This is a genomic window from Profundibacter sp., assembly GCF_965277155.1.
Taxonomy (GTDB): Bacteria; Pseudomonadota; Alphaproteobacteria; order Rhodobacterales; family Rhodobacteraceae; genus Profundibacter.
This window is the reverse complement of sequence record NZ_CBDIBV010000014.1, coordinates 176,331-195,512: the sequence shown is the minus strand read 5'-3', so window position 1 is coordinate 195,512 and position 19,182 is coordinate 176,331. Positions and strand designations below refer to the sequence as shown.

Sequence of the window (19,182 nt, the reverse complement as noted above, 5' to 3'; positions counted from 1 at the left end):
TCCCTTGGTTCACTGTCACGCAGGACCAGAGGGCAAAATGCCCTCGCGCCCCGCAAAGTTATTATAAATGGACAAACAAATAGCAATGCGCCCCGCTGGTTAGGGCGGGGCGCAATAATTAGCCTTTAGTTACGAACCGAAGGTCCGGTCACAGAAAGCCCGTTGCCGCGCGATGCGACATACAGTTCAAGATCGACAAAATCCTGGCTGCCCGGCTTGTAGGTCTCGGCACGGGTATCGCGAACACAGCCCTTGAAACGGGCATGGATGCTGTTCAGCTTGCCGTTTTTCAAACGATAGGACGGAAAGCCGTTGATCTGGCCCTGACTTAGGGTCTCGGCGCGGATCTTATCCCCGTAGTGCTGTTCGTGACAGCTGGCACAGGACAGCTCAAGCTCGCCAGTGCGGGTATAATACATCTCTTTGCCGTGCTCCCATGCCGATTGGGCAGGTCCGTCAATGGCCACATTCACGGGCATACCGCGCGATTGCGTCGAGATCAGCGCATTCATCGCTGTCATCTTGCCACCGGTGTATTTCCAGGGCTCGGCCCCCATACGGGTCGTGCGGCAATTGTTGATTTCCATCTCGATTGTGGCAACTTTACCCATGGTTTCATCCCATTTGGGATAACTGGCGCGAACACCAACCATGCTGTCCTCGGGGGCACCGTGACAGGATGCACAGGATTTGCCTTCGGTGCCGTCAACCTTGTTCCAGTTGTCCAACGCCTGTTCGACAAAGATCATACCGGGGTTTTCGAAATCATCCGATTGGACGGCCTGTGTTTCCGACGCCCGAAAACGCCAGCCGTCATAGGCGGTTGCAAGATGCGAGATACCTTCGGCCGGTTTGGCCTCGGTTACCATTTCAGTTTCGTCATTCACCACCAGATTTGCAGGCTTTGGCGCTGTTTCGGCCCAAACCGAAACAGTCCCGACTGCAAGTGCGGTAACAGCGACCAAACCAAATACGCCATTTAGCGATTTGTTTTTCATTTTAATCCTCCCTGTTGTTTTATTGTTCCCTTAGGTCGCTTCGATGGATTTGGCTGCCTCATAGACAGAGCCGTCATCATCGTACCAAGTGAACTTGAACTCGCCTGACTCAGGAACTTTGGCGTCGAACTGAAAGAATGGATTGGTCGAGATCGACGGCTCCATCGCAACTTCAACCACCTGTTGACCATTAAATTCGCAAGTAAAGCGATTAATGATCGAACGCGGGATAAGGTTGCCCTGCTTGTCTTTGCGACGCCCCGATTCCATCTTGTGGCTGATCAGGGTTTTGATTGTGATGCTTGAACCGGCTGCTGCCGATTTAGGGACTTTAACACGGGGTTTTACACCAGATGCCATTTTTCGTTTCCTCCTGGGGTTAGCCGCCGCAGCCGCCGATTGTTACTTTTACTGCATTCGAAGCCTGAACAAAGCTGCCGTCGGCCATCTTGGCGATTGCAACAACGTTCTGGGTTCCGGCCAACCGAATACGCATCGAAATGGACTGGGCACCGGACATCGGGCCAAAAGTCACTTCTGCAGTTTTCGGATCCGGGTTGCCTTCAGCAATAATGATGATTGCAACAGCACCGGGCGCATCGACCGCAATCGGAACGGTGTTCCCGTTTTCGGCGATTTCCGGTGTTGTCAGCGTGACACCGCCTTCGGTGGGTTCGGCACCCCCGGTAAAGGCCATCGCGGCTTCGGTTGCGGCGGATGCCTGAAACGGCAGCGCTGTTGCGGCCAACGCGCAAGCACCGATTGCCATCGCATCGCGTCTCGTTAATTCCATAAATTTTCTCCTGTTAGTCTTTACGCATCCCTTGCGGGAATTACTTCAGTGTCACCAGATACGAGACAACATCCTCGATCTGCTGCGCTTCGAGCAAAGGTCCGAAAGTATCATCGGCGGCCTTGCCGGTATAGCGCTTGCCAGGGCGGATAAATCCGTCGACCTTGTAAAAGGACGGCATGATCGTATCCGCAAAGGTGTGCTTGGCATCGGTTACGATGCCGCGGATCTGGGCTTCGGTATACCGTTCGCCCACGCCATCAAGCGACGGCCCGATTTCCCCGTGGAACGGCACATCGCTCATTTCCGTGATTTGGTGACAGGCAACGCAGTTGCCAATTTTCTTGGATCCTATCGCTTTGCGACCGGCGGCCGGATCGCCCGGCACCCCCGTCAAAGACATTGCTACGGATCCATCTTCGGCAAAGACGACTTTGCCCGGTTCAACTTCGGCTGCGGATAGTGCAGTCGTTGCTGCTATCAAGGCGGCCATGCCTAAAACAGCTGGCTTCATTATGTTTCCTCCCATTGGATTCTGTCCTCCGAACCCAAAGGGTAGAACAAAATGTCGCACCCCTGCAACATTAAATTAGCATGTGTGAATGTATCTAAGCAAGATTCTTGCGCGAAGCCCTAATAAACACAGGTAAAATCGAAGATTATAATTTTTTTGCCACGCGCGATTATTCGATGACACCTTCTTCTTTCAGCATTCTTGCGTGATATTTCTGAAATGGTTCGTCCCCGTCATAGCCTTTTTTCAGAATCCACTCCATCAGGTGCCGCGTGGTGTATTTGCCAAAGGCACCCGGCATGGTTGCGGCGGCAAATTCGCTGGCCAGATCTTCGTCGGTTTCGCCATCGCGCATGAACATCATTGTCGGGGTAAAAATAATCCCCCAGCGCGCCGCCATCTCCCGTTCGGGTAGAACCGTGCCGTCCAAATCGGTGACTTCGACATCGCCAAACAGATTCATTTGCACCACAAAAAATTTCTCGCGCAGCAGCTTGTCAATTTCCGGTTGCGGGAAAATCTCGGTGTGCATCTTGTTGCAATAGATACAGCCGCGTTGCTCCCAGATGATCAACAGGCGCTTGCCCTCCTCATTGGCTGTCACCAGATCCTCGCGGACATCCTTGAAGGTGTCTTGCAACCATGTCGGTTTATGCAAGCCGTCATCGCCCATTTCCACGGCCGCCACAGGCATTGAAACCGTCATCAAAGCCGCAAATACAAATCCGAGAAAACGCATGGGGTATCCTTTCAGTGCTAGCCGATGGTCTGGAACCACGGGAACATTTCGATCATGAAATTGGCGATAACATTCAGGGTATTGGTCACCATCAGAATAGCAAACAGGATCAGCATCAACCCCATCACTTTTTCGACATAGGCCAGATATTTACGATTTCGGGCCATCCAGCGCAGGAAAGGTTTGGCGAAAAACGCGGCCAGGACAAAGGGCGAGGTCATGGCCAGACCGAATGTCATCAGCAGCAACCCGCCCTGCATCACTGAATCTTTCATCGAGGCCAAAAACAGGATACTGGCCAACATCGGACCAACACAAGCCGACCATCCGAACCCGAAGGCCAACCCCATCACATAGGCCCCGACGATGGTTGAAGGGTCCGCCTTGCTTTCGAATTTCGCCTCGCGATACAGGAACGGCACCCGCAGGATACCCAGAAAATGCAGACCGAACACGAATATGATCGCTGCTGCCGCGTAGGTCAGTTCGGTTTTCCAAATCCGCACGGTTTGCCCTGCCGCAGTCGCCCCCATCCCTAAAAGGAAAAAGATCGTGGTTACCCCCAGCGCAAAAAACAATGCCGAGATCACCAGCCGCCTTGCCGCCCCCGGTGCGATGCTGTCGTCGCTTTGCAGTTCCGACATCGAAATGCCGGCCATGTAGCTAAAGTAAAACGGCACCATAGGCAGCACACAGGGTGAAAAGAAAGCAATCAATCCCTGCAGCAGTGCCCCGCCGAATGTCGCATCAAACATGTTGTGTTGTCCTTGTCCGCATGGTCAAAACATATTATCATATGGGAACCTCTGTAAATTCCCGTTTTCGCCTTCTTCGCGGCGGGGTGGACGGTTTTTCGCCTGTCCCGCCTGATTGCTTCGGATCATAAACCCATTTTCACCGGTTTCAAGCCGGTTTTGGGTATTTCAGGCACACCTCACCCCATGAACCCTTATCCCGGCGCCGCCAGGCCGCATTCGAACTGGACGAAGCGCTTCATGTTGTAGACCAGGTTCATCATCCCGATGCGAAATCGCGCCCGCTTCAGGCCGATGGAGCGGATCAGCTTGCCGCCCATGGAGCGCTCCTGAAAAGCGAATACATGCTCGACCCGGACCCGCACTTTCGAGCGCCTCCGGTTGGCCTTTTGCTGGCGCTCGCCAAGCGGCTTGCCGCGCCTGCCCTTGTGATGGATATGGCTGTGAAGCCCCCGCTCTTCCAGCTCGCTTTCGATCTTTTGCGAGCGATAGGCGCTGTCGGCCCACAGGTCCGATGAGGTGTTGCTCGCATCAATCAGACCGGCAAGCGCCTGGCTGTCATGCACGGCGGCATCGGTGACATCATAAGCGCGGATGAATTTGTGCCGCCGGTCGACATTGATGTGGTTCTTGTAGCCGTAATAGCTCTTGCCGTGCTTCTTCGTCCAGCGCGCATCCACGTCCTTCTGGCGCTTCTTGTGGGGTTTTTCCTCCCACTCTTCAGGCGTTTCGCCCGCCTTGATTTTCTCGTTCTCGTCCCTTTTGTTGTGCTGGCGCGGCGCCGGAACGATGCTCGCATCAACAATCTGCCCGCCCATCGCCAGATAGCCCTTTTCGCGCAGAAAGGCATCGAACTTGTCAAACAGCTCCTTCATCTTCCCGGCCCCGGCCAGCCTTTCACGGTAGGCCCAGATGGTCTTGGCGTCAGGTACGCTGTCTTCAATGCCAAGGCCGAGAAACCGCATGAACGACAGGCGGTCGCGGATCTGATACTCGATCTGATCGTCAGAGAGGTTGTAGAGCTGCTGCAAAACCATCGTCTTGAATATCAGCACCTCATCCCAAGGCGGGCGGCCAGCGTTGGATTTGCGCTGTTCGGGCGGCGTGCGCCATATGGCCTTCAGCTCGTCCCGGTAATCCTCGAACGGCACCATGTCGTTGAGCAACACCAGCGGATCACCAGATTTGTCCAGTCCCGCGTATCGGCTGGAAAGATCAAAAAATCCCATCTGACCCATGACAAAACCCCGTCGGTCGAATCATTTTCATCCTGATGACGATTCTACCCCGTCAGGCCGGATTTTGGGGGATTTTTAGAGGTTCCCATATGTCTATGTAACGCAAGGATGCCGTTTTATGCTGCGGATAATGACCCTGTTAATTGGATTGATGTTTGGTTTTTTCCTTACATCTCAGCAGGTTATCGCAGATGTTCGCCTGATGATGGTTGAACAGGACGGCTGCCCGTGGTGCGAACGATGGAAGGCCGAGATCGGGCCGATTTACCCGAAAACAGCCGAAGGACGCATTGCACCGCTGGTAAAAGTGAAAATTCACGACCCGCTTGAAAAGGGCATAACGTTAAATTCTCCACCAATCTATACACCGACATTCATCCTGTTGAATGACGGTCAGGAAGTTGGCCGGATCGAAGGTTATCGAAGTGATGAATTTTTCTGGTGGTTCATGGAAACCATGATTAAAAAGCTGCCCGAAGACCTGCAAAGGGATCCGGGCGCATGAAGTTAAGAGAACAACGCGCTGATTATTGCACACCTGCCCAAAGGACAGGTTCTGGGGGTGCTAAAAATACCGTATTCAGAGGGAACCCCTTTGTTTCGGTTAACGAAATGGCCTTTAAATGGCCAAATGACGAACCCGGGTTCTAAAGAGTAAGGAGCGTTCCAATGGAAGCGACACTAACCGGTTTTAACAACACGGCCGCCAGCAAAGACGGCGTCGATACCGATGAATTGGGCGGGCGCGCAAGCGAAGCCTCGTCTTTTCTAAAGGCCTTGGGGCACGAAGGGCGTCTGATGATCCTGTGCCATCTGTCTTCGGGTGAAAAGACGGTAACCGAGCTGGAAAAACTGCTGTCATCGCGACAGGCATCCGTCAGCCAGCAACTGGCGCGGCTGCGGCTGGAAGGGCTGGTCAAATACCGGCGTGAAGGTAAAACGATCTATTACAAGCTGGGCGATACAAAGGCCCGCCAGGCAATCGATCTGGTCTATAACCTGTTCTGCGGCACGGAACAGGAATAGCCTGCCACGCGGACGGTCACCCGACCAAACAACAGAATTCGCCAATTGAAATGGTGCTATCAACCCGTGCGGGCCTGATTTGCCCTTGCGGGTTTTTCCTTTTTCCAGAACCTTTTAGTGCAAATCCAACCGAACCGCATTCACCACGCACCCCGAACGCATTTGCGAGTGCGAACACTGCCTCGGGTTGTGCGATGAATGCACTATTCTGGTTAGATTGGATGTGCACGAGACGATTTTCCTTGAACCCCTGTGCCTGTCTGGCGCACAAATATCCTTATCCAAGAACAGACCGGAAAACCGGCACGCGGGAGGATACTATGGATTTGCTGCCATTTGGTGCTCAAGCGGCCCTTGTCGGGCTGTTTGGCGGCATTATATTGGGCCTTGCCGGGCGGATGGGCTATTTTTGTTCGCTTGGCGCCTTGGAAACTGCTGTCTATGGAGAAGACCAGACCCGTTTGCGGATGTGGGGCATGGCCCTTGGCACGGCAATCATAGGGGTTTTTACCCTGAACGCTGCCGGAATTTTCGATTTCTCGCTATCCTTCTACCATCAGGTCAAATGGAACCCGCTGGCCAGTATTTTCGGCGGTTTGCTGTTTGGCTATGGCATGGCGATGGCGGGCAACTGTGGCTATTCCGCATTGACCCGTTTTGGCGGCGGCGATTTGCGCGCCTTGGTGGTGCTGGTGGTGATGGCAATCTTCAGCTTCATCACCCTGAACGGGCCTCTGGCTGCACCGCGTCTGTTTCTAATAAAGGAAGAACCTTCCGAAGGGATCAGCTCGATCGCCTACACTTTGGGCGAGGCCACCGGTATCGCCCCCTTTGCCATCGCGCTTGCCTTTGCCACGGTGCTGATCCTGTGGGCGTTATCCTATGAAAAGCTGCGCAACAATCACGAACAGATATTCTGGTCGGTTGCCGTAGGGTTTGCCATCACCTTTGGCTTTTGGGGCACATCATACCTGAACGACATCAGTTTTGGCGAAGTGATGCCCGAAAGCTATACCTTCACTGCCCCGCTGGGTCGCACCCTGATCTGGCTGATGACGTCCTCGGCCGGTGGTCTGGTGTTTTCCGTTGGCTCGGTTTTGGGGGTGATCGCCGGTGCTTTCATCGGCTCCTCGATCAAACGCGATTTCAAATGGGAAGCCTGCGAAGACCCGCGCGAATTGGGCCGTCAGGTGGGGGGTGCGGCCCTGATGGGCATCGGCGGCGTTACCGCCTTGGGCTGTTCGGTGGGTCAGGGGCTGTCGGCGTTTGCAACACTGGCCTATTCCGGCCCTGTCACATTAGCTGCGATTGCAGCCGGCGGGTTGATTGGCCTGCGCCACCTGATTCACGGGTTCGAACCGGAATAATAACGCCGGCCAAATAGCGCCATATGCACCAGCAGGATAACGATCCAGGCCAGCACAATGGTGGTTAACGTATGGCTGAGGAAATGCCGCCCGTTTACCATCTGGTATCCCCCCATCGCCCAGCCCAGCGCCATCGCCCCCGCCAGTGCCGCCATCTGCTGTCTGCGTGTTGCCGCGATCATCACGAACAACAACAGCGCAAACCCGCCCGAGGCATGGCCCGCCGGAAAACACCGCCCCGGGGTTTCGTATTTGTTGGCTTCAAACAGCGTCACATAGGGCACAACGCCGCCGAATTCCTGTAACTGATAGGGGCAATGCACATGGGTTTCCTTTTTGCCCAGCCCGACCACCGCAGGCACCAGCAGCAGGCACAGCAGGATGAACAGATTATTGCGGGTGCGAAACCGGCGCAGGGGTTTGATCACAAACGACAGCACCAGCGCCAGCAGGATCAGGATGGCATACAGCACCAGCAATTTTTTCGGCGCGTCATAGAAAAATAACCGGATCACCGGCTGGGAATAATCCACCAGCCACGCGCCGTTGCGATACAGCAAATGCTGGAATGCCATATCCAGACCGGTGTTTTCCAACCCCAGCACCACAACAAACAGCAGCACAACAGAAACGATCAAATGCCGCACGCGATTGATGCGAATGGGGGGCTGAACCATATTAGGCCTTCTCCGGTAGACACATTGGCGATCCCGGCAGGACTCGAACCTGCAACCCCCTGATTAGAAGTCAGGTGCTCTATCCAGTTGAGCTACGGGACCAATTTCATGGCTTACTGCGAGAAAGGACGCGAAAAAGCAACCCCTAGTGGGTCCAGACGCTGCGCCGGTTGGTGGCAAAGTTTTCGCCGTAACCGCCGGGGCGGACCACCGGCTTGCGCTTGTGTGGTTCGAACACCTGCGCGTCAATACCATGCTGTTGGGCATATTCAATTGCGGCTTCTTTGGTGTCGAACTGTAACCGCACTTGTGAATCCATATCGCTAGAACTGGTCCAGCCCATCAAGGGGTCGATGCAGCGCGCGGCTTCGGGGGCAAATTCCAGCACCCATTGACGGCTTTTGGCTGTGCCCGATTGCATGGCATTTCTGGCAGGTTGGTATATCCGCGCAAGCATGATCCTGAGTCTCCGATATTCAGTTGCCCTGTTATCCCGAAAATTGGTGGCATACGCAAGCATACATTGACCTGCCTATTGCGGTTTTCGAATTTATCGGATCGCCACGCACAAACCCACCGGTAAATCACCACATCGCCTGCACCGTACTGGGAAAAACAAGCGATTGCCGATCAAGTGCTAGGGAGCGAGGGTGGGGTGGGTGTGCGCTTGATCGACAATCAGTTCTTCTGCTTGCCCCCTCACGTTAAGCATAGTTTTTCTAACTGGCAACAATAAAATACCCCTTGGGTTGTGGCTAAATGGATAAAAATCTTCCTATAGTTTTAACTATTTGATAAAACTTCCCCCCTTTTGCCTTAAAAACATGGGAAATCTTCGCTGTGCCGAACCACCCCCTTGCAGAAGAACAAAAACAGATCAAAACTGGCGGCCCAGATAGGAATCACGCCATGCAGCAAAACACCACGGAACCGCGCCGCAAAAAACTCGAAGGCGGCAAACGCTTTGTCATGCATACCGAGTTTGAACCAGCCGGCGATCAGCCAACCGCGATCAGGGAATTGAGCGAAGCCATCAATTCGGGCGAACGCAATCAGGTGCTGCTGGGCGCGACCGGTACCGGCAAAACCTTCACCATGGCCAAGGTGATCGAGGAAACACAGCGCCCCGCGATCATCCTTGCCCCGAACAAAACCCTTGCCGCGCAGCTGTATGGCGAAATGAAGGGATTCTTCCCTGAAAACTCGGTCGAATATTTCGTGTCCTTTTATGACTATTATCAACCCGAGGCCTATGTGCCCCGCACCGATACCTTCATCGAAAAAGACAGCGCCATTAACGAACAAATCGACAGGATGCGCCATTCCGCCACCCGCGCCCTGCTGGAACGCGATGATGTGATCATCGTGGCATCCGTGTCCTGCATCTACGGCATCGGCTCGCCCGAAACCTATACCGCCATGACGCAGGATCTGGTGACTGGCGAAGAATACGACCAGCGCGAAATCATGCAGGGGCTGATCGCCCAGCAATACAAACGCAATGATAACGCCTTTGCCCGCGGCACCTTTCGTATGCGCGGTGACAGCCTTGAAATCTGGCCCAGCCACCTTGAGGATCGCGGCTGGCGGCTATCCTTCTTTGGCGATGAGTTGGAAGGGATCACCGAATTCGACACCCTGACCGGCGCCAAAACCGCCACGCTGGACAAGGTGCGGGTTTACGCCAATTCGCATTACGTCACCCCGCGCCCGACCTTGCTTCAGGCCATCAAACACATCAAGGAAGAACTGCGCGTGCGGCTGGAGCATTTCAACGCCGAAGGCAAGCTGCTGGAAGCGCAGCGGCTGGAGCAACGCACGCGGTTCGATCTGGAAATGCTGGAAGCCTCGGGCTTTTGCGCCGGTATCGAAAACTACTCCCGCTACCTGACCGGCCGCGCCCCGGGTGAACCGCCCCCCACCCTGTTTGAATACATCCCCGACAACGCCATCGTTTTCGCCGACGAAAGCCACGTTTCCGTGCCCCAGATCGGCGGCATGTACAAAGGCGACTACCGGCGTAAATTCACCCTGTCCGAACACGGCTTTCGCCTGCCGTCCTGCATGGACAACCGGCCGCTGAAATTCGAGGAATGGGATGCGATGCGTTCGCAATCCATCTTTGTATCCGCCACCCCGCAAAACTGGGAGCTGGAACAATCAGGCGGCGTGTTTGTCGAACAGGTGATCCGCCCCACCGGCCTGCTGGAGCCCGTGATTGAAATCCGCCCCGTGGAAATGCAGGTCGATGATCTGCTGGACGAGGTGCGCAAAGTCGCGGCCAAGGGCATGCGCACGCTGGTCACCACCCTGACCAAGCGCATGGCCGAAGACCTGACCGAATACCTGCACGAACAGGGCATCCGCGTGCGTTACATGCACAGTGACATCGACACGCTGGAACGCATCGAAATCCTGCGTGACCTGCGGCTGGGCGCCTTCGACGTGCTGGTCGGCATCAACCTGCTGCGTGAAGGTCTGGATATACCCGAATGTGGTCTGGTCGCCATTCTGGATGCGGACAAAGAGGGCTTCTTGCGCTCGGAAACCTCGCTGGTACAGACCATCGGGCGTGCGGCACGAAATGTCGAGGGGCGCGTGATCATGTATGCCGACCGGATCACCGGCAGCATGGAGCGTGCGATGAAGGAAACCGAACGCCGCCGCGCCCGCCAGATCGCCTATAACGAAGAACACGGCATCACGCCCGCGACGGTGAAAAAGAATATCGGCGACGTGTTGTCAGGGCTGTATGACGGCGACACCGACATGTCCCGAATCACCGCGACCGTGGACAAACCGCTGATCGGCGAGAACCTTGCAACCCATCTGGAGGCATTGCGGAGCGACATGCGCAAAGCCGCTGAAAATCTGGAGTTCGAAGAAGCTGCCCGCCTGCGCGACGAAGTGCGCCGTCTGGAAGCGGTGGAACTGGCCATCGCCGACGACCCGCTAGCGCGGCAATCCGCTGTCGAGGCCGCAAGCGCAGCCGGAGGGCGGTCAACGGCGGGTAAGGCGGGGAGTAGCCGGAAGTGGGGGAAGAGGTAGAGCACTGGTGTAGGGTGGGCGGTTCTGCGGCGCAGCTGCAGTTCGCCCACCACAGGTTCGCCCACCACCCCACCATTTGACATCCCCCGCCAAATCCCCAATACTCTCGCTCGGACGCACACCCCAACCGGACGATACCCAATGCTCAAATACCTCGCCCTTCCCGCCCTTGCTATCCTTGCCGCCTGCGCCACCCCGCAGGAACAGTGTATCAACACCGCCAGCAGTCAGGTGCGCACGATGCAAACCCTGATCAGCACCACCCAAGGCAACATCGCCCGCGGCTATGCCATCCATCGCAGTCAGGAACCCTACGAGGTGATCGATACCTGCTATGATGCGGATGGCAAACCCTACAATTGCTTCCACACCGAATACCGCACCAAAGAAACCCCCGTCACCATCGACGTGGCCGAGGAACGGCGCAAACTGGCGCAATTGAAACGCCGCCTGCCCGCCGAAAGGCGCAAGATGGACGCGGCAATCGCGAACTGCCGCATCCAGTTTCCGGAATAACCGTAGGGTGGGCGGTTCTGCGGCAAAGCCGCAGGTTCGCCCACCGCTACCTTATCATCCCGCCCTATCGCAGCACATGCACCGCACATTTGGAATACCGCACAACCCGTGCAGCGGTCGAGCCAAGGAAGAAATCCTGCAACCCCGGTTTATGCGAAGCGATAACGATCAGATCGACATTGTTGCTATTGGCATGGTCCACAATCGCGCTGCCCGGGTGGCCCATGATCACACGGGTATCAATGCTTTCGTCCCCACCGGCATCCGATTGCAGATTTTCCAGAGTTTCCTGCCGGTTCTTCTCCAATTGCCCCTCGGGCATATAGGTTGCAATATAACCGGGGATCGGCTCGATCACACTGAGCAGGGTAATCTTGCCGCCATCGGCCAGCAGGGCTTTGGCAATGCCAATGGCCTCGGCCGGATCATGGCCGTGGTCAAGTGCGACGGGTACGATGATGTTTTTATACATGAGGACGTCTCCTTTATTGTTCGCCCGCATTATAGCAATCCGCCACATCCTGTTGCCATGATGCACATCAACCGTGAATCCCGTCCGGATTAACACCTTGTTTACCATTTTCGCGGCACCCTGTCGGCGGGGCGGATCAGAGCGAGGGTTAATAAATGCGTATCTTGTTGATATTTAGGGAACCTCTGTAAATTCCCGTTTTCGCCTTCTTCGCGGCGGGGTGGACGGTTTTTCGCCTGTCCCGCCTGATTGCTTCGGATCATAAACCCATTTTCACCGGTTTCAAGCCGGTTTTGGGTATTTCAGGCACACCTCACCCCATGAACCCTTATCCCGGCGCCGCCAGGCCGCATTCGAACTGGACGAAGCGCTTCATGTTGTAGACCAGGTTCATCATCCCGATGCGAAATCGCGCCCGCTTCAGGCCGATGGAGCGGATCAGCTTGCCGCCCATGGAGCGCTCCTGAAAAGCGAATACATGCTCGACCCGGACCCGCACTTTCGAGCGCCTCCGGTTGGCCTTTTGCTGGCGCTCGCCAAGCGGCTTGCCGCGCCTGCCCTTGTGATGGATATGGCTGTGAAGCCCCCGCTCTTCCAGCTCGCTTTCGATCTTTTGCGAGCGATAGGCGCTGTCGGCCCACAGGTCCGATGAGGTGTTGCTCGCATCAATCAGACCGGCAAGCGCCTGGCTGTCATGCACGGCGGCATCGGTGACATCATAAGCGCGGATGAATTTGTGCCGCCGGTCGACATTGATGTGGTTCTTGTAGCCGTAATAGCTCTTGCCGTGCTTCTTCGTCCAGCGCGCATCCACGTCCTTCTGGCGCTTCTTGTGGGGTTTTTCCTCCCACTCTTCAGGCGTTTCGCCCGCCTTGATTTTCTCGTTCTCGTCCCTTTTGTTGTGCTGGCGCGGCGCCGGAACGATGCTCGCATCAACAATCTGCCCGCCCATCGCCAGATAGCCCTTTTCGCGCAGAAAGGCATCGAACTTGTCAAACAGCTCCTTCATCTTCCCGGCCCCGGCCAGCCTTTCACGGTAGGCCCAGATGGTCTTGGCGTCAGGTACGCTGTCTTCAATGCCAAGGCCGAGAAACCGCATGAACGACAGGCGGTCGCGGATCTGATACTCGATCTGATCGTCAGAGAGGTTGTAGAGCTGCTGCAAAACCATCGTCTTGAATATCAGCACCTCATCCCAAGGCGGGCGGCCAGCGTTGGATTTGCGCTGTTCGGGCGGCGTGCGCCATATGGCCTTCAGCTCGTCCCGGTAATCCTCGAACGGCACCATGTCGTTGAGCAACACCAGCGGATCACCAGATTTGTCCAGTCCCGCGTATCGGCTGGAAAGATCAAAAAATCCCATATGACCCATGACAAAACCCCGTCGGTCGAATCATTTTCATCCTGATGACGATTCTACCCCGTCAGGCCGGATTTTGGGGGATTTTTAGAGGTTCCCTTTATTTTGTTTCTGCCGACCCTTGCCCATGCAGGGGCCTGGCCCCGCGACAAAGGCGAGCTGTTCCTGTCCTTCGCAAACGAAATATCAACAGCCCCGCAAACCCGCTATGCAACCGGAACATCCCTATATGCCGAATACGGGCTGACCGATCGGCTGACGGTCGGGTTTGACGGAACCCTGGGGGCAACCGGCACCCCGTCCGAGGGGTATCTGTTCCTGCGCACCCCGCTGGGCAAGGCCGATCGCCCTGCCCGTCTGGCGGTCAGTTTCGGGCTGGGGGTGAAAAGCATCCCGAACCCTTGGGGCACCACAACCAATCAGAAACTGGCCAAAATAGGTGCCTCTTGGGGGCGCGGGTTGCAACGGGGCTGGCTGGCAGTCGACATGTCGGCGGCCTGGGTTCTGGACAGTTCAATCACCGTGCCCGGACAATCCGGCGCCACCTACAAGGCTGATTTTACATGGGGGATGAAACCATCCGAGCGTATCATGCTGATCTGGCAGTTGCAAACCGGCAAGGTCCCCGATGCCTCTGCCTACGCCAAATTCTCGCCCTCGCTGATATGGCAGATGCGGCGTCAAAAAGGGACGCATATCGAGATCGGGTTTGTTTACGGTTTGACAGGGGATGACAGCCAAAACCTGAAGCTGGGGTTCTGGAAACGGTTTTGAAACCTTGAAATGACGGGCTGGGAACGCTAGAAATCAGGTTTTTCAGCAGGTCCAGCCCATGCCAGAGGCACCCGACACATCGACCAACAACAACCATGACCTTGTGTTGTCATACCACAGGGTGCGCCGTGCGCTGGGGATATTGGGGGTGTTATTGCCACTGATGCTGATCATCGGGGGCTTGCTGTCAAATGCGCGACTGGAACCGTCCATCAGTGATTTCTACCACACAAAACTGCGCGACATCTTTGTCGGTTGCCTGTTTGCCATCGGTATCTTTCTGGTGTCCTACAAAGGGTATAAACGCAGGCCGAACGAGCGGGTTTCGGATGATCTGGTTGCGACAACCGCAGGTATTGCCGCCTTTGGTGTTGCGCTGTTTCCGAATGAAAGCGATGCCATTGAAACCGTTTCCCAACAGGCACTGGGACTGAATATCAGCCCGCTGTTCCACTATTCCAGCGCAACGGTGTTTTTCGTCTGTCTAGCCATATTCTGCTATGTGCAATTCCCGAAAACCGCCAGACCCGTGCGCCGCCGGATATACATCTGGTGCGGTCATATCATAGCCGTTTCCACCGTGCTGATTTTGCTCTTTTCCTATTTCAAACTAAAAGGTAGCCCTGAAATGCAAAGCCTGGTCTCTGACTGGAAAATCATCTTCTGGATCGAGGCGATAGGCATCTGGGCCTTTGCCTTTTCATGGCTGACCAAGGGCAAGGCCGATCTGGCCCTGCGCTCGCTTAAACGGTCTCAATCGTAGGACGCCACCACGTCATACATCACCGGCTCGAACCCTTTGCACAGCTCGTTGATCTTGCGATTACGCCGCCGCATTTCGGGGGTGCGCAACATGGCCTGAAAATCCTCGCGGTTTTGCCATTGGGAATAACTGCAGATGCGGGTCTCGGCGTCGTTCACATGGATCGCCCCGCCAATAAATCCGTGCTGTTTGCGGATCACCTCGTCATAGGCTTCCTGCAGCAATTCCTGCAAATCGGCACAGGTTCCCGGGGTGACATCGAATGTGGTGATCACAGTTTGCGGCGCGCCGCCTTTGGTAATATTTGGCATATGTATTCCTCCGCCTAAGGGTTATCCATCTTTTGGTTCGATCACGGTCAAACCCAGCATACGCCAAACCTGCATCCCGCCGCGATAGTAAAATATCTTATCAGCCGGATACCCCGCCCCAATCATCGCACGGATCGCTGTCGGGGATTGCCCGCACCACGGCCCATTACAGAACAATGCCACAGGTTTGGCATCATCACAAATCCATCCGTCGAAATCCGGCTCGCATCCCAGTTCATCCAGCCGGTCGGATATTTCCGTATAGGGAATATGCAGTGCGCCCGGGATGGTGCCGTTATAATACCATTTGGCAACACGACTATCGACAACAACCGCGTCATCGCGTTGCAGCATATTCATGATCTCCAACTCGCCAATGGTTGCCACCCCTTCGGCGGGTGATATTGGCTGGATGCAAAACAAAGGGCATGGGCGGGATGTCTTGGCCCAATCACCGGTTAGATGATTGTCATTATCCTGAACACGGCCGATTTCCACCGCACCGGCACCGGTTTCAACCGTGACCGTAGCAACATCAGGCCGGATATTCACCGGCTTGCCCCCCGCCATCGCGACCGCTGGCAAGGCCATTACCGCCCCCAGAACCATCCCCTTCAATACCCGCATATCATCCTCCAAATTATCCACGCGCCACAAAGCTGCGCCAGTCGGGCAATCAGGTCAAGCAAACACATGAAAACGGGGCACATTTCTGTGCCCCGCTTGCAAAGTCAAAAAATACCTTTGGAATTACAAAGGCCGGTCCACCCGCGCTGTTACCTGAACCTTGCCACGACAGGCCACCGGCCAATTCAGCCAAACCTCGTCAAAATTGGCCCCTTTGGTACGCTCGGAATAAGGCATCACATCCACCCGCGTTGCCGTGCCCGAGGTAATCTGCCCATCCGCCACAATAGCAGTCACCCGCCGCGCCAATCCGCCAAACGGCAGATGCGGGGCAAAGGGCACCTTCCATGTCGTCGCATTGGTGTTCTGGCTGAACTCGACCGTGGTCGGGCTTTGCACCCGTTCGTTCACACCGTGAAACGTATTGCCATCAAACAGGATATTGCGGAATGACCAGTAATCCAGATCGGCATGCGTCGTATCCACCCTGTCCGCCCGCGTGATCGTCCCCGCAACGGAACGGAACGAATTGCCTGTGATGGTAAGCCCGTCGATTGTGTGGCCTGTTCCGTAAGGGGTAACCACAATCCAGCTAAACCAGTTGGCCGCATCACTGGCCATGAAAATATTGTCTGTAACCGTCAGCCCGCCAAAGGAATACCCGGATACCAGATCGGGGTTGGCATCATGTTCGTTCGTCATCTCGATAAATGCGTTGTCGACATAATTGCCATCGACAATCGTATTCACAGTCCGGCTGGTAAACACCACCCCGGCGGTGCGCAGACCGGCGGTTTCATTGTCGCCCTGATACCAGTGGTTGCCGGTCATGATCGTGCCAGTGCCCCCAATCACCGCGAAATGGGCGAAACGGTGCACCTGATTGTTGCGGATTTTCGCGTCGTTCTTGTTCACATTCAGCATCACCGTGGTGCGATCCTGTGCCCGCAATCCCATTTCGTTCGACAAAAACTGGTTGCCATCAATGTGAATATCCTGACAACCAATCCCCGCCGAGGTAATCCCCCGGTCCTTCGGTCGCGAAATACTACTGCTGCGGATCTGGAACATCCGGCCATCCATCGGCAGCATAACCCCGCTGGCATCGCCATTGCACAGCAGTTCAACCTCTTCCAATTCAAACCGGCTCATCTTGACGAACCCGCCAAAATCCAGCGCGTATTTGAACCGCTTGAACGTATAGGTCTGCGTCCCCGCCGCCCCGAATAATGCATGGTTCAGCGTCACAGTGCCCGCGCCGATATTCACAGCACGCACATAAACCTCGCGGCCGACACCAGCACCTTCCACCAGTGAGCCGACCTTGATATTGGCCACATTCGCAACCGCTGTCAGGGTTTTTGGATCCGCCGCAGAATAGGTCGCGGTTGACGTCACCACATCCGTATCCCACGCAGGTCCGGCAATGATATTGAACTGCCCGTTATGCAGCACCCGACGCGATTCAAAGGTATCGCGGTTGGCCACCGCCGCCTGCACATCAATCGGCGCGGTCAGCTCCACCCGACGCCCGCCCATATCCAAAGATTCATGGTCGGAATAGTTTAGCAGCGTTTGCAGCGCTTTCTTGATCGCCAGTTCCTCGTCACCAAAGGCGTTTATATAAGTTGGCAGATCGAAATTCTTGCGCAGCACCAGCCGCTTGGCAACCGGCATCGTCACCGTGCCTTCAAACCGCACAGGGTTTTCAAAGGTCACGTGATCCGCCAGATAATAGGTGCCCGCAGAAATCAATACACGCCGCCCGTTCGCAGCCGCATCCGCCGCCTCGAACGCGGCCTGATCGTCGGTCACGCCGTCACCAATCGCCCCGTAATCCTTGACGTCGACCCAATCCATCATATCGCGCAGGAACGCGCCGGTGATGTCCTCGATCTGGAAATCGTCAATGCGGATCACCCCGCCGGTCGGCCCCGTCAAATCCAGCCCGAAATGCCCGTAAACCGGCGCGCTGCCCCATTGCATGTCCACACCGTTGCGCGCACCCGTGCCGACAATCGCCGAAACGGTCACCACCTCGCCATAAGAGGTCAGCGTCACACTTGGCCCGACCTCGACCAGTCCCGGCACATGATTGTCAGCCGCATCCCCGGCCCAACCGGCTATGCGCACATCCATCAGGTTGCCGCTCATCGCCTTGACCTTGACGGTGATGCGCAAATAGCACCCCGGCAGGATCGGCGTCTGCCCCATATAGCGCAGCTTTTGTGTGGCCGTGGTTTTCTCCAGCTCCAGACAGCCGGAAAAATCAGCATCCGCTGGCACAAAGGCCGCATTGGCCGCCCCCGCATATGTATCCTGCCCCGCCAGCCCGTCCTGACTGGACCAGACATTCAACCCGCTGGCAAACTCTGGCGGTGTAAAAACCAACCCGTCGGTGATCGCTTTGTTCATCCTAACCCCTTTCCACATATCCGGAAGCGCGCGCTGACATACAGCACCGCGAATGGGGCCACTGGCCGCCATCAATCCGCTCAAATTTCAGTTGTTTCTTGAAAGTCCGGACCCTTTGGCCCGAATTGGGGATAGATGTATCAAAGCAGGGTTAATCAGCCTTAACCATTGCGTTCGGTAGGGTGCAATTGCAGGATCAGCTCGGAATTTTCCGCACCGCAATTGCCTGTTTCAGCAAAGCATTATTACATTGACCTTCCCGAGCGTCCTCGAATGCCAAAACTTCATAACTGCTGTCAAAATATTCAGGCAGTTCCCCCGGTCGCAACAGATAATTAGGGTTGAAATCCTGTGACCCATTCCGGGGGTCGGCCATGAAAGTATCAATCACCAGTATCCCGTCACCGCGCAAAGCCTGTGCCAGTTTCGGGATCAGTGGGCGATTCAGATAATTGGTGACAACAATCAAACCATAATTTTCTTTAGGCGGGGAATAATCCTCAAGATCAACAGCTTGGCAATTTACCTTACCAACCCCTGAAATCTGCTCCGCATGGTCCTGTAACCGCTGCAACCCCACCGGTGAAATATCCAGCGCATCCACCATAAACCCGTGTTCCGCCAGAAACAGCGCATTGCGCCCTGTGCCACAGGCCACATCCAGCGCCCGCTTTTCCGGTGCCTTGTCATAGAAATGCTTCAGCATGAAGCTGGCTTCACCCTTTTCAATCAGGTGATCACCATTGCTATATTTCGCGTCCCACTTCAGCCGGTCTTCTTGTGCCATTT

At 55.6% G+C, this 19,182-nt stretch carries 22 protein-coding genes, 1 tRNA gene and 1 pseudogene; 7 read left to right on the top strand and 17 right to left on the bottom strand.

Annotated elements, in window-relative coordinates:
* Positions 1–125 precede the first annotated feature (125 nt).
* The 7 genes and pseudogenes from soxA to ACQY4M_RS21790 all read right to left on the bottom strand — a co-directional run bounded on the left by soxA (position 126) and on the right by ACQY4M_RS21790 (position 5,037).
* Entirely contained in the window at positions 126–998 is an 873-nt protein-coding gene (soxA, locus tag ACQY4M_RS21820; protein WP_428548748.1) for a sulfur oxidation c-type cytochrome SoxA, read from the bottom strand.
* A gap of 30 nt (positions 999–1,028) precedes the next feature.
* Positions 1,029–1,358, bottom strand: a complete 330-nt coding sequence (gene soxZ, locus ACQY4M_RS21815) for a thiosulfate oxidation carrier complex protein SoxZ (protein ID WP_428548745.1) — start codon at positions 1,356–1,358, stop codon at positions 1,029–1,031.
* Between the two features lie 19 nt (positions 1,359–1,377).
* Positions 1,378–1,794 (bottom strand): annotated as a pseudogene (gene soxY / locus ACQY4M_RS21810) (thiosulfate oxidation carrier protein SoxY); the annotation flags it as partial.
* A gap of 37 nt (positions 1,795–1,831) precedes the next feature.
* Entirely contained in the window at positions 1,832–2,305 is a 474-nt protein-coding gene (gene soxX / locus ACQY4M_RS21805; protein ID WP_428548742.1) for a sulfur oxidation c-type cytochrome SoxX, read from the bottom strand.
* A 169-nt stretch (positions 2,306–2,474) separates the two neighbouring features.
* A complete protein-coding gene (locus ACQY4M_RS21800; protein WP_428548739.1) occupies positions 2,475–3,044 on the bottom strand; it encodes a thioredoxin family protein in 570 nt (189 codons plus the stop codon).
* Between the two features lie 17 nt (positions 3,045–3,061).
* Complete coding sequence (locus ACQY4M_RS21795) at positions 3,062–3,799, bottom strand: cytochrome c biogenesis CcdA family protein (protein WP_428548736.1); 738 nt, start codon at positions 3,797–3,799, stop codon at positions 3,062–3,064.
* A gap of 194 nt (positions 3,800–3,993) precedes the next feature.
* Positions 3,994–5,037, bottom strand: coding sequence for an IS5 family transposase (locus ACQY4M_RS21790; RefSeq protein WP_428539227.1), 1,044 nt, complete (start codon positions 5,035–5,037; stop codon positions 3,994–3,996).
* A 118-nt stretch (positions 5,038–5,155) separates the two neighbouring features.
* On the opposite strand from ACQY4M_RS21790, the gene ACQY4M_RS21785 reads away from it, so the two are divergent.
* The 3 genes from ACQY4M_RS21785 to ACQY4M_RS21775 all read left to right on the top strand — a co-directional run bounded on the left by ACQY4M_RS21785 (position 5,156) and on the right by ACQY4M_RS21775 (position 7,430).
* Complete coding sequence (locus tag ACQY4M_RS21785) at positions 5,156–5,542, top strand: hypothetical protein (protein ID WP_428548733.1); 387 nt, start codon at positions 5,156–5,158, stop codon at positions 5,540–5,542.
* Between the two features lie 164 nt (positions 5,543–5,706).
* The gene (locus tag ACQY4M_RS21780) at positions 5,707–6,063 is read left to right on the top strand and encodes an ArsR/SmtB family transcription factor (RefSeq protein ID WP_428548730.1); all 357 of its coding nucleotides are present in this window, start codon (positions 5,707–5,709) and stop codon (positions 6,061–6,063) included.
* A 320-nt stretch (positions 6,064–6,383) separates the two neighbouring features.
* Positions 6,384–7,430, top strand: coding sequence for a YeeE/YedE family protein (locus ACQY4M_RS21775; RefSeq protein ID WP_428548727.1), 1,047 nt, complete (start codon positions 6,384–6,386; stop codon positions 7,428–7,430).
* Here the strand turns inward: ACQY4M_RS21775 and ACQY4M_RS21770 are convergent.
* The 3 genes from ACQY4M_RS21770 to ACQY4M_RS21760 form a co-directional block, all read right to left on the bottom strand.
* Positions 7,409–8,107 carry a phosphatase PAP2 family protein gene (locus tag ACQY4M_RS21770; protein WP_428548724.1) on the bottom strand — a complete coding sequence of 233 codons (699 nt, stop codon included), beginning with the start codon at positions 8,105–8,107 and terminating at the stop codon, positions 7,409–7,411. The genes ACQY4M_RS21775 and ACQY4M_RS21770 overlap by 22 nt on opposite strands.
* Positions 8,108–8,132: 25 nt before the next feature.
* Positions 8,133–8,209, bottom strand: a tRNA-Arg gene (locus ACQY4M_RS21765).
* A 43-nt stretch (positions 8,210–8,252) separates the two neighbouring features.
* Entirely contained in the window at positions 8,253–8,564 is a 312-nt protein-coding gene (locus ACQY4M_RS21760; protein WP_428548721.1) for an ETC complex I subunit, read from the bottom strand.
* A gap of 452 nt (positions 8,565–9,016) precedes the next feature.
* Here ACQY4M_RS21760 and uvrB point away from each other — a divergent pair, with 452 nt between their 5' ends.
* On the top strand, positions 9,017–11,155 hold the full coding sequence (gene uvrB, locus ACQY4M_RS21755; RefSeq protein ID WP_428548718.1) for an excinuclease ABC subunit UvrB: 2,139 nt from the start codon (positions 9,017–9,019) through the stop codon (positions 11,153–11,155).
* Positions 11,156–11,296: 141 nt separating this feature from the next.
* Complete coding sequence (locus ACQY4M_RS21750) at positions 11,297–11,671, top strand: hypothetical protein (protein ID WP_428548716.1); 375 nt, start codon at positions 11,297–11,299, stop codon at positions 11,669–11,671.
* Between the two features lie 64 nt (positions 11,672–11,735).
* Here the strand turns inward: ACQY4M_RS21750 and ACQY4M_RS21745 are convergent, their stop codons facing one another.
* From ACQY4M_RS21745 to ACQY4M_RS21735, 3 genes are all read right to left on the bottom strand, one after another.
* The gene (locus tag ACQY4M_RS21745) at positions 11,736–12,143 is read right to left on the bottom strand and encodes a universal stress protein (protein ID WP_428548713.1); all 408 of its coding nucleotides are present in this window, start codon (positions 12,141–12,143) and stop codon (positions 11,736–11,738) included.
* 101 nt (positions 12,144–12,244) lie between these two features.
* Positions 12,245–12,406, bottom strand: coding sequence for a hypothetical protein (locus ACQY4M_RS21740; protein WP_428548710.1), 162 nt, complete (start codon positions 12,404–12,406; stop codon positions 12,245–12,247).
* Between the two features lie 65 nt (positions 12,407–12,471).
* Positions 12,472–13,515 carry an IS5 family transposase gene (locus ACQY4M_RS21735; protein ID WP_428539263.1) on the bottom strand — a complete coding sequence of 348 codons (1,044 nt, stop codon included), beginning with the start codon at positions 13,513–13,515 and terminating at the stop codon, positions 12,472–12,474.
* Between the two features lie 93 nt (positions 13,516–13,608).
* On the opposite strand from ACQY4M_RS21735, the gene ACQY4M_RS21730 reads away from it, so the two are divergent.
* Together ACQY4M_RS21730 and ACQY4M_RS21725 are read left to right on the top strand one after the other, a co-directional pair.
* Positions 13,609–14,277 (top strand): hypothetical protein, encoded by a 669-nt coding sequence (locus tag ACQY4M_RS21730; RefSeq protein ID WP_428548707.1) that lies wholly within the window; start codon positions 13,609–13,611, stop codon positions 14,275–14,277.
* Between the two features lie 58 nt (positions 14,278–14,335).
* The gene (locus ACQY4M_RS21725; protein WP_428548705.1) at positions 14,336–15,040 is read left to right on the top strand and encodes a hypothetical protein; all 705 of its coding nucleotides are present in this window, start codon (positions 14,336–14,338) and stop codon (positions 15,038–15,040) included.
* On the opposite strand, the gene ACQY4M_RS21720 is transcribed toward ACQY4M_RS21725, so the two are convergent.
* The 4 genes from ACQY4M_RS21720 to ACQY4M_RS21705 all read right to left on the bottom strand — a co-directional run bounded on the left by ACQY4M_RS21720 (position 15,031) and on the right by ACQY4M_RS21705 (position 19,180).
* Positions 15,031–15,351 (bottom strand): antibiotic biosynthesis monooxygenase family protein, encoded by a 321-nt coding sequence (locus ACQY4M_RS21720; protein WP_428548702.1) that lies wholly within the window; start codon positions 15,349–15,351, stop codon positions 15,031–15,033. The genes ACQY4M_RS21725 and ACQY4M_RS21720 overlap by 10 nt on opposite strands.
* A gap of 21 nt (positions 15,352–15,372) precedes the next feature.
* A complete protein-coding gene (locus ACQY4M_RS21715; RefSeq protein WP_428548699.1) occupies positions 15,373–15,978 on the bottom strand; it encodes a rhodanese-like domain-containing protein in 606 nt (201 codons plus the stop codon).
* A 123-nt stretch (positions 15,979–16,101) separates the two neighbouring features.
* Complete coding sequence (locus ACQY4M_RS21710; RefSeq protein ID WP_428548696.1) at positions 16,102–18,393, bottom strand: glycosyl hydrolase family 28-related protein; 2,292 nt, start codon at positions 18,391–18,393, stop codon at positions 16,102–16,104.
* A gap of 196 nt (positions 18,394–18,589) precedes the next feature.
* Complete coding sequence (locus ACQY4M_RS21705) at positions 18,590–19,180, bottom strand: class I SAM-dependent methyltransferase (RefSeq protein ID WP_428548693.1); 591 nt, start codon at positions 19,178–19,180, stop codon at positions 18,590–18,592.
* Positions 19,181–19,182: the final 2 nt, after the last annotated feature.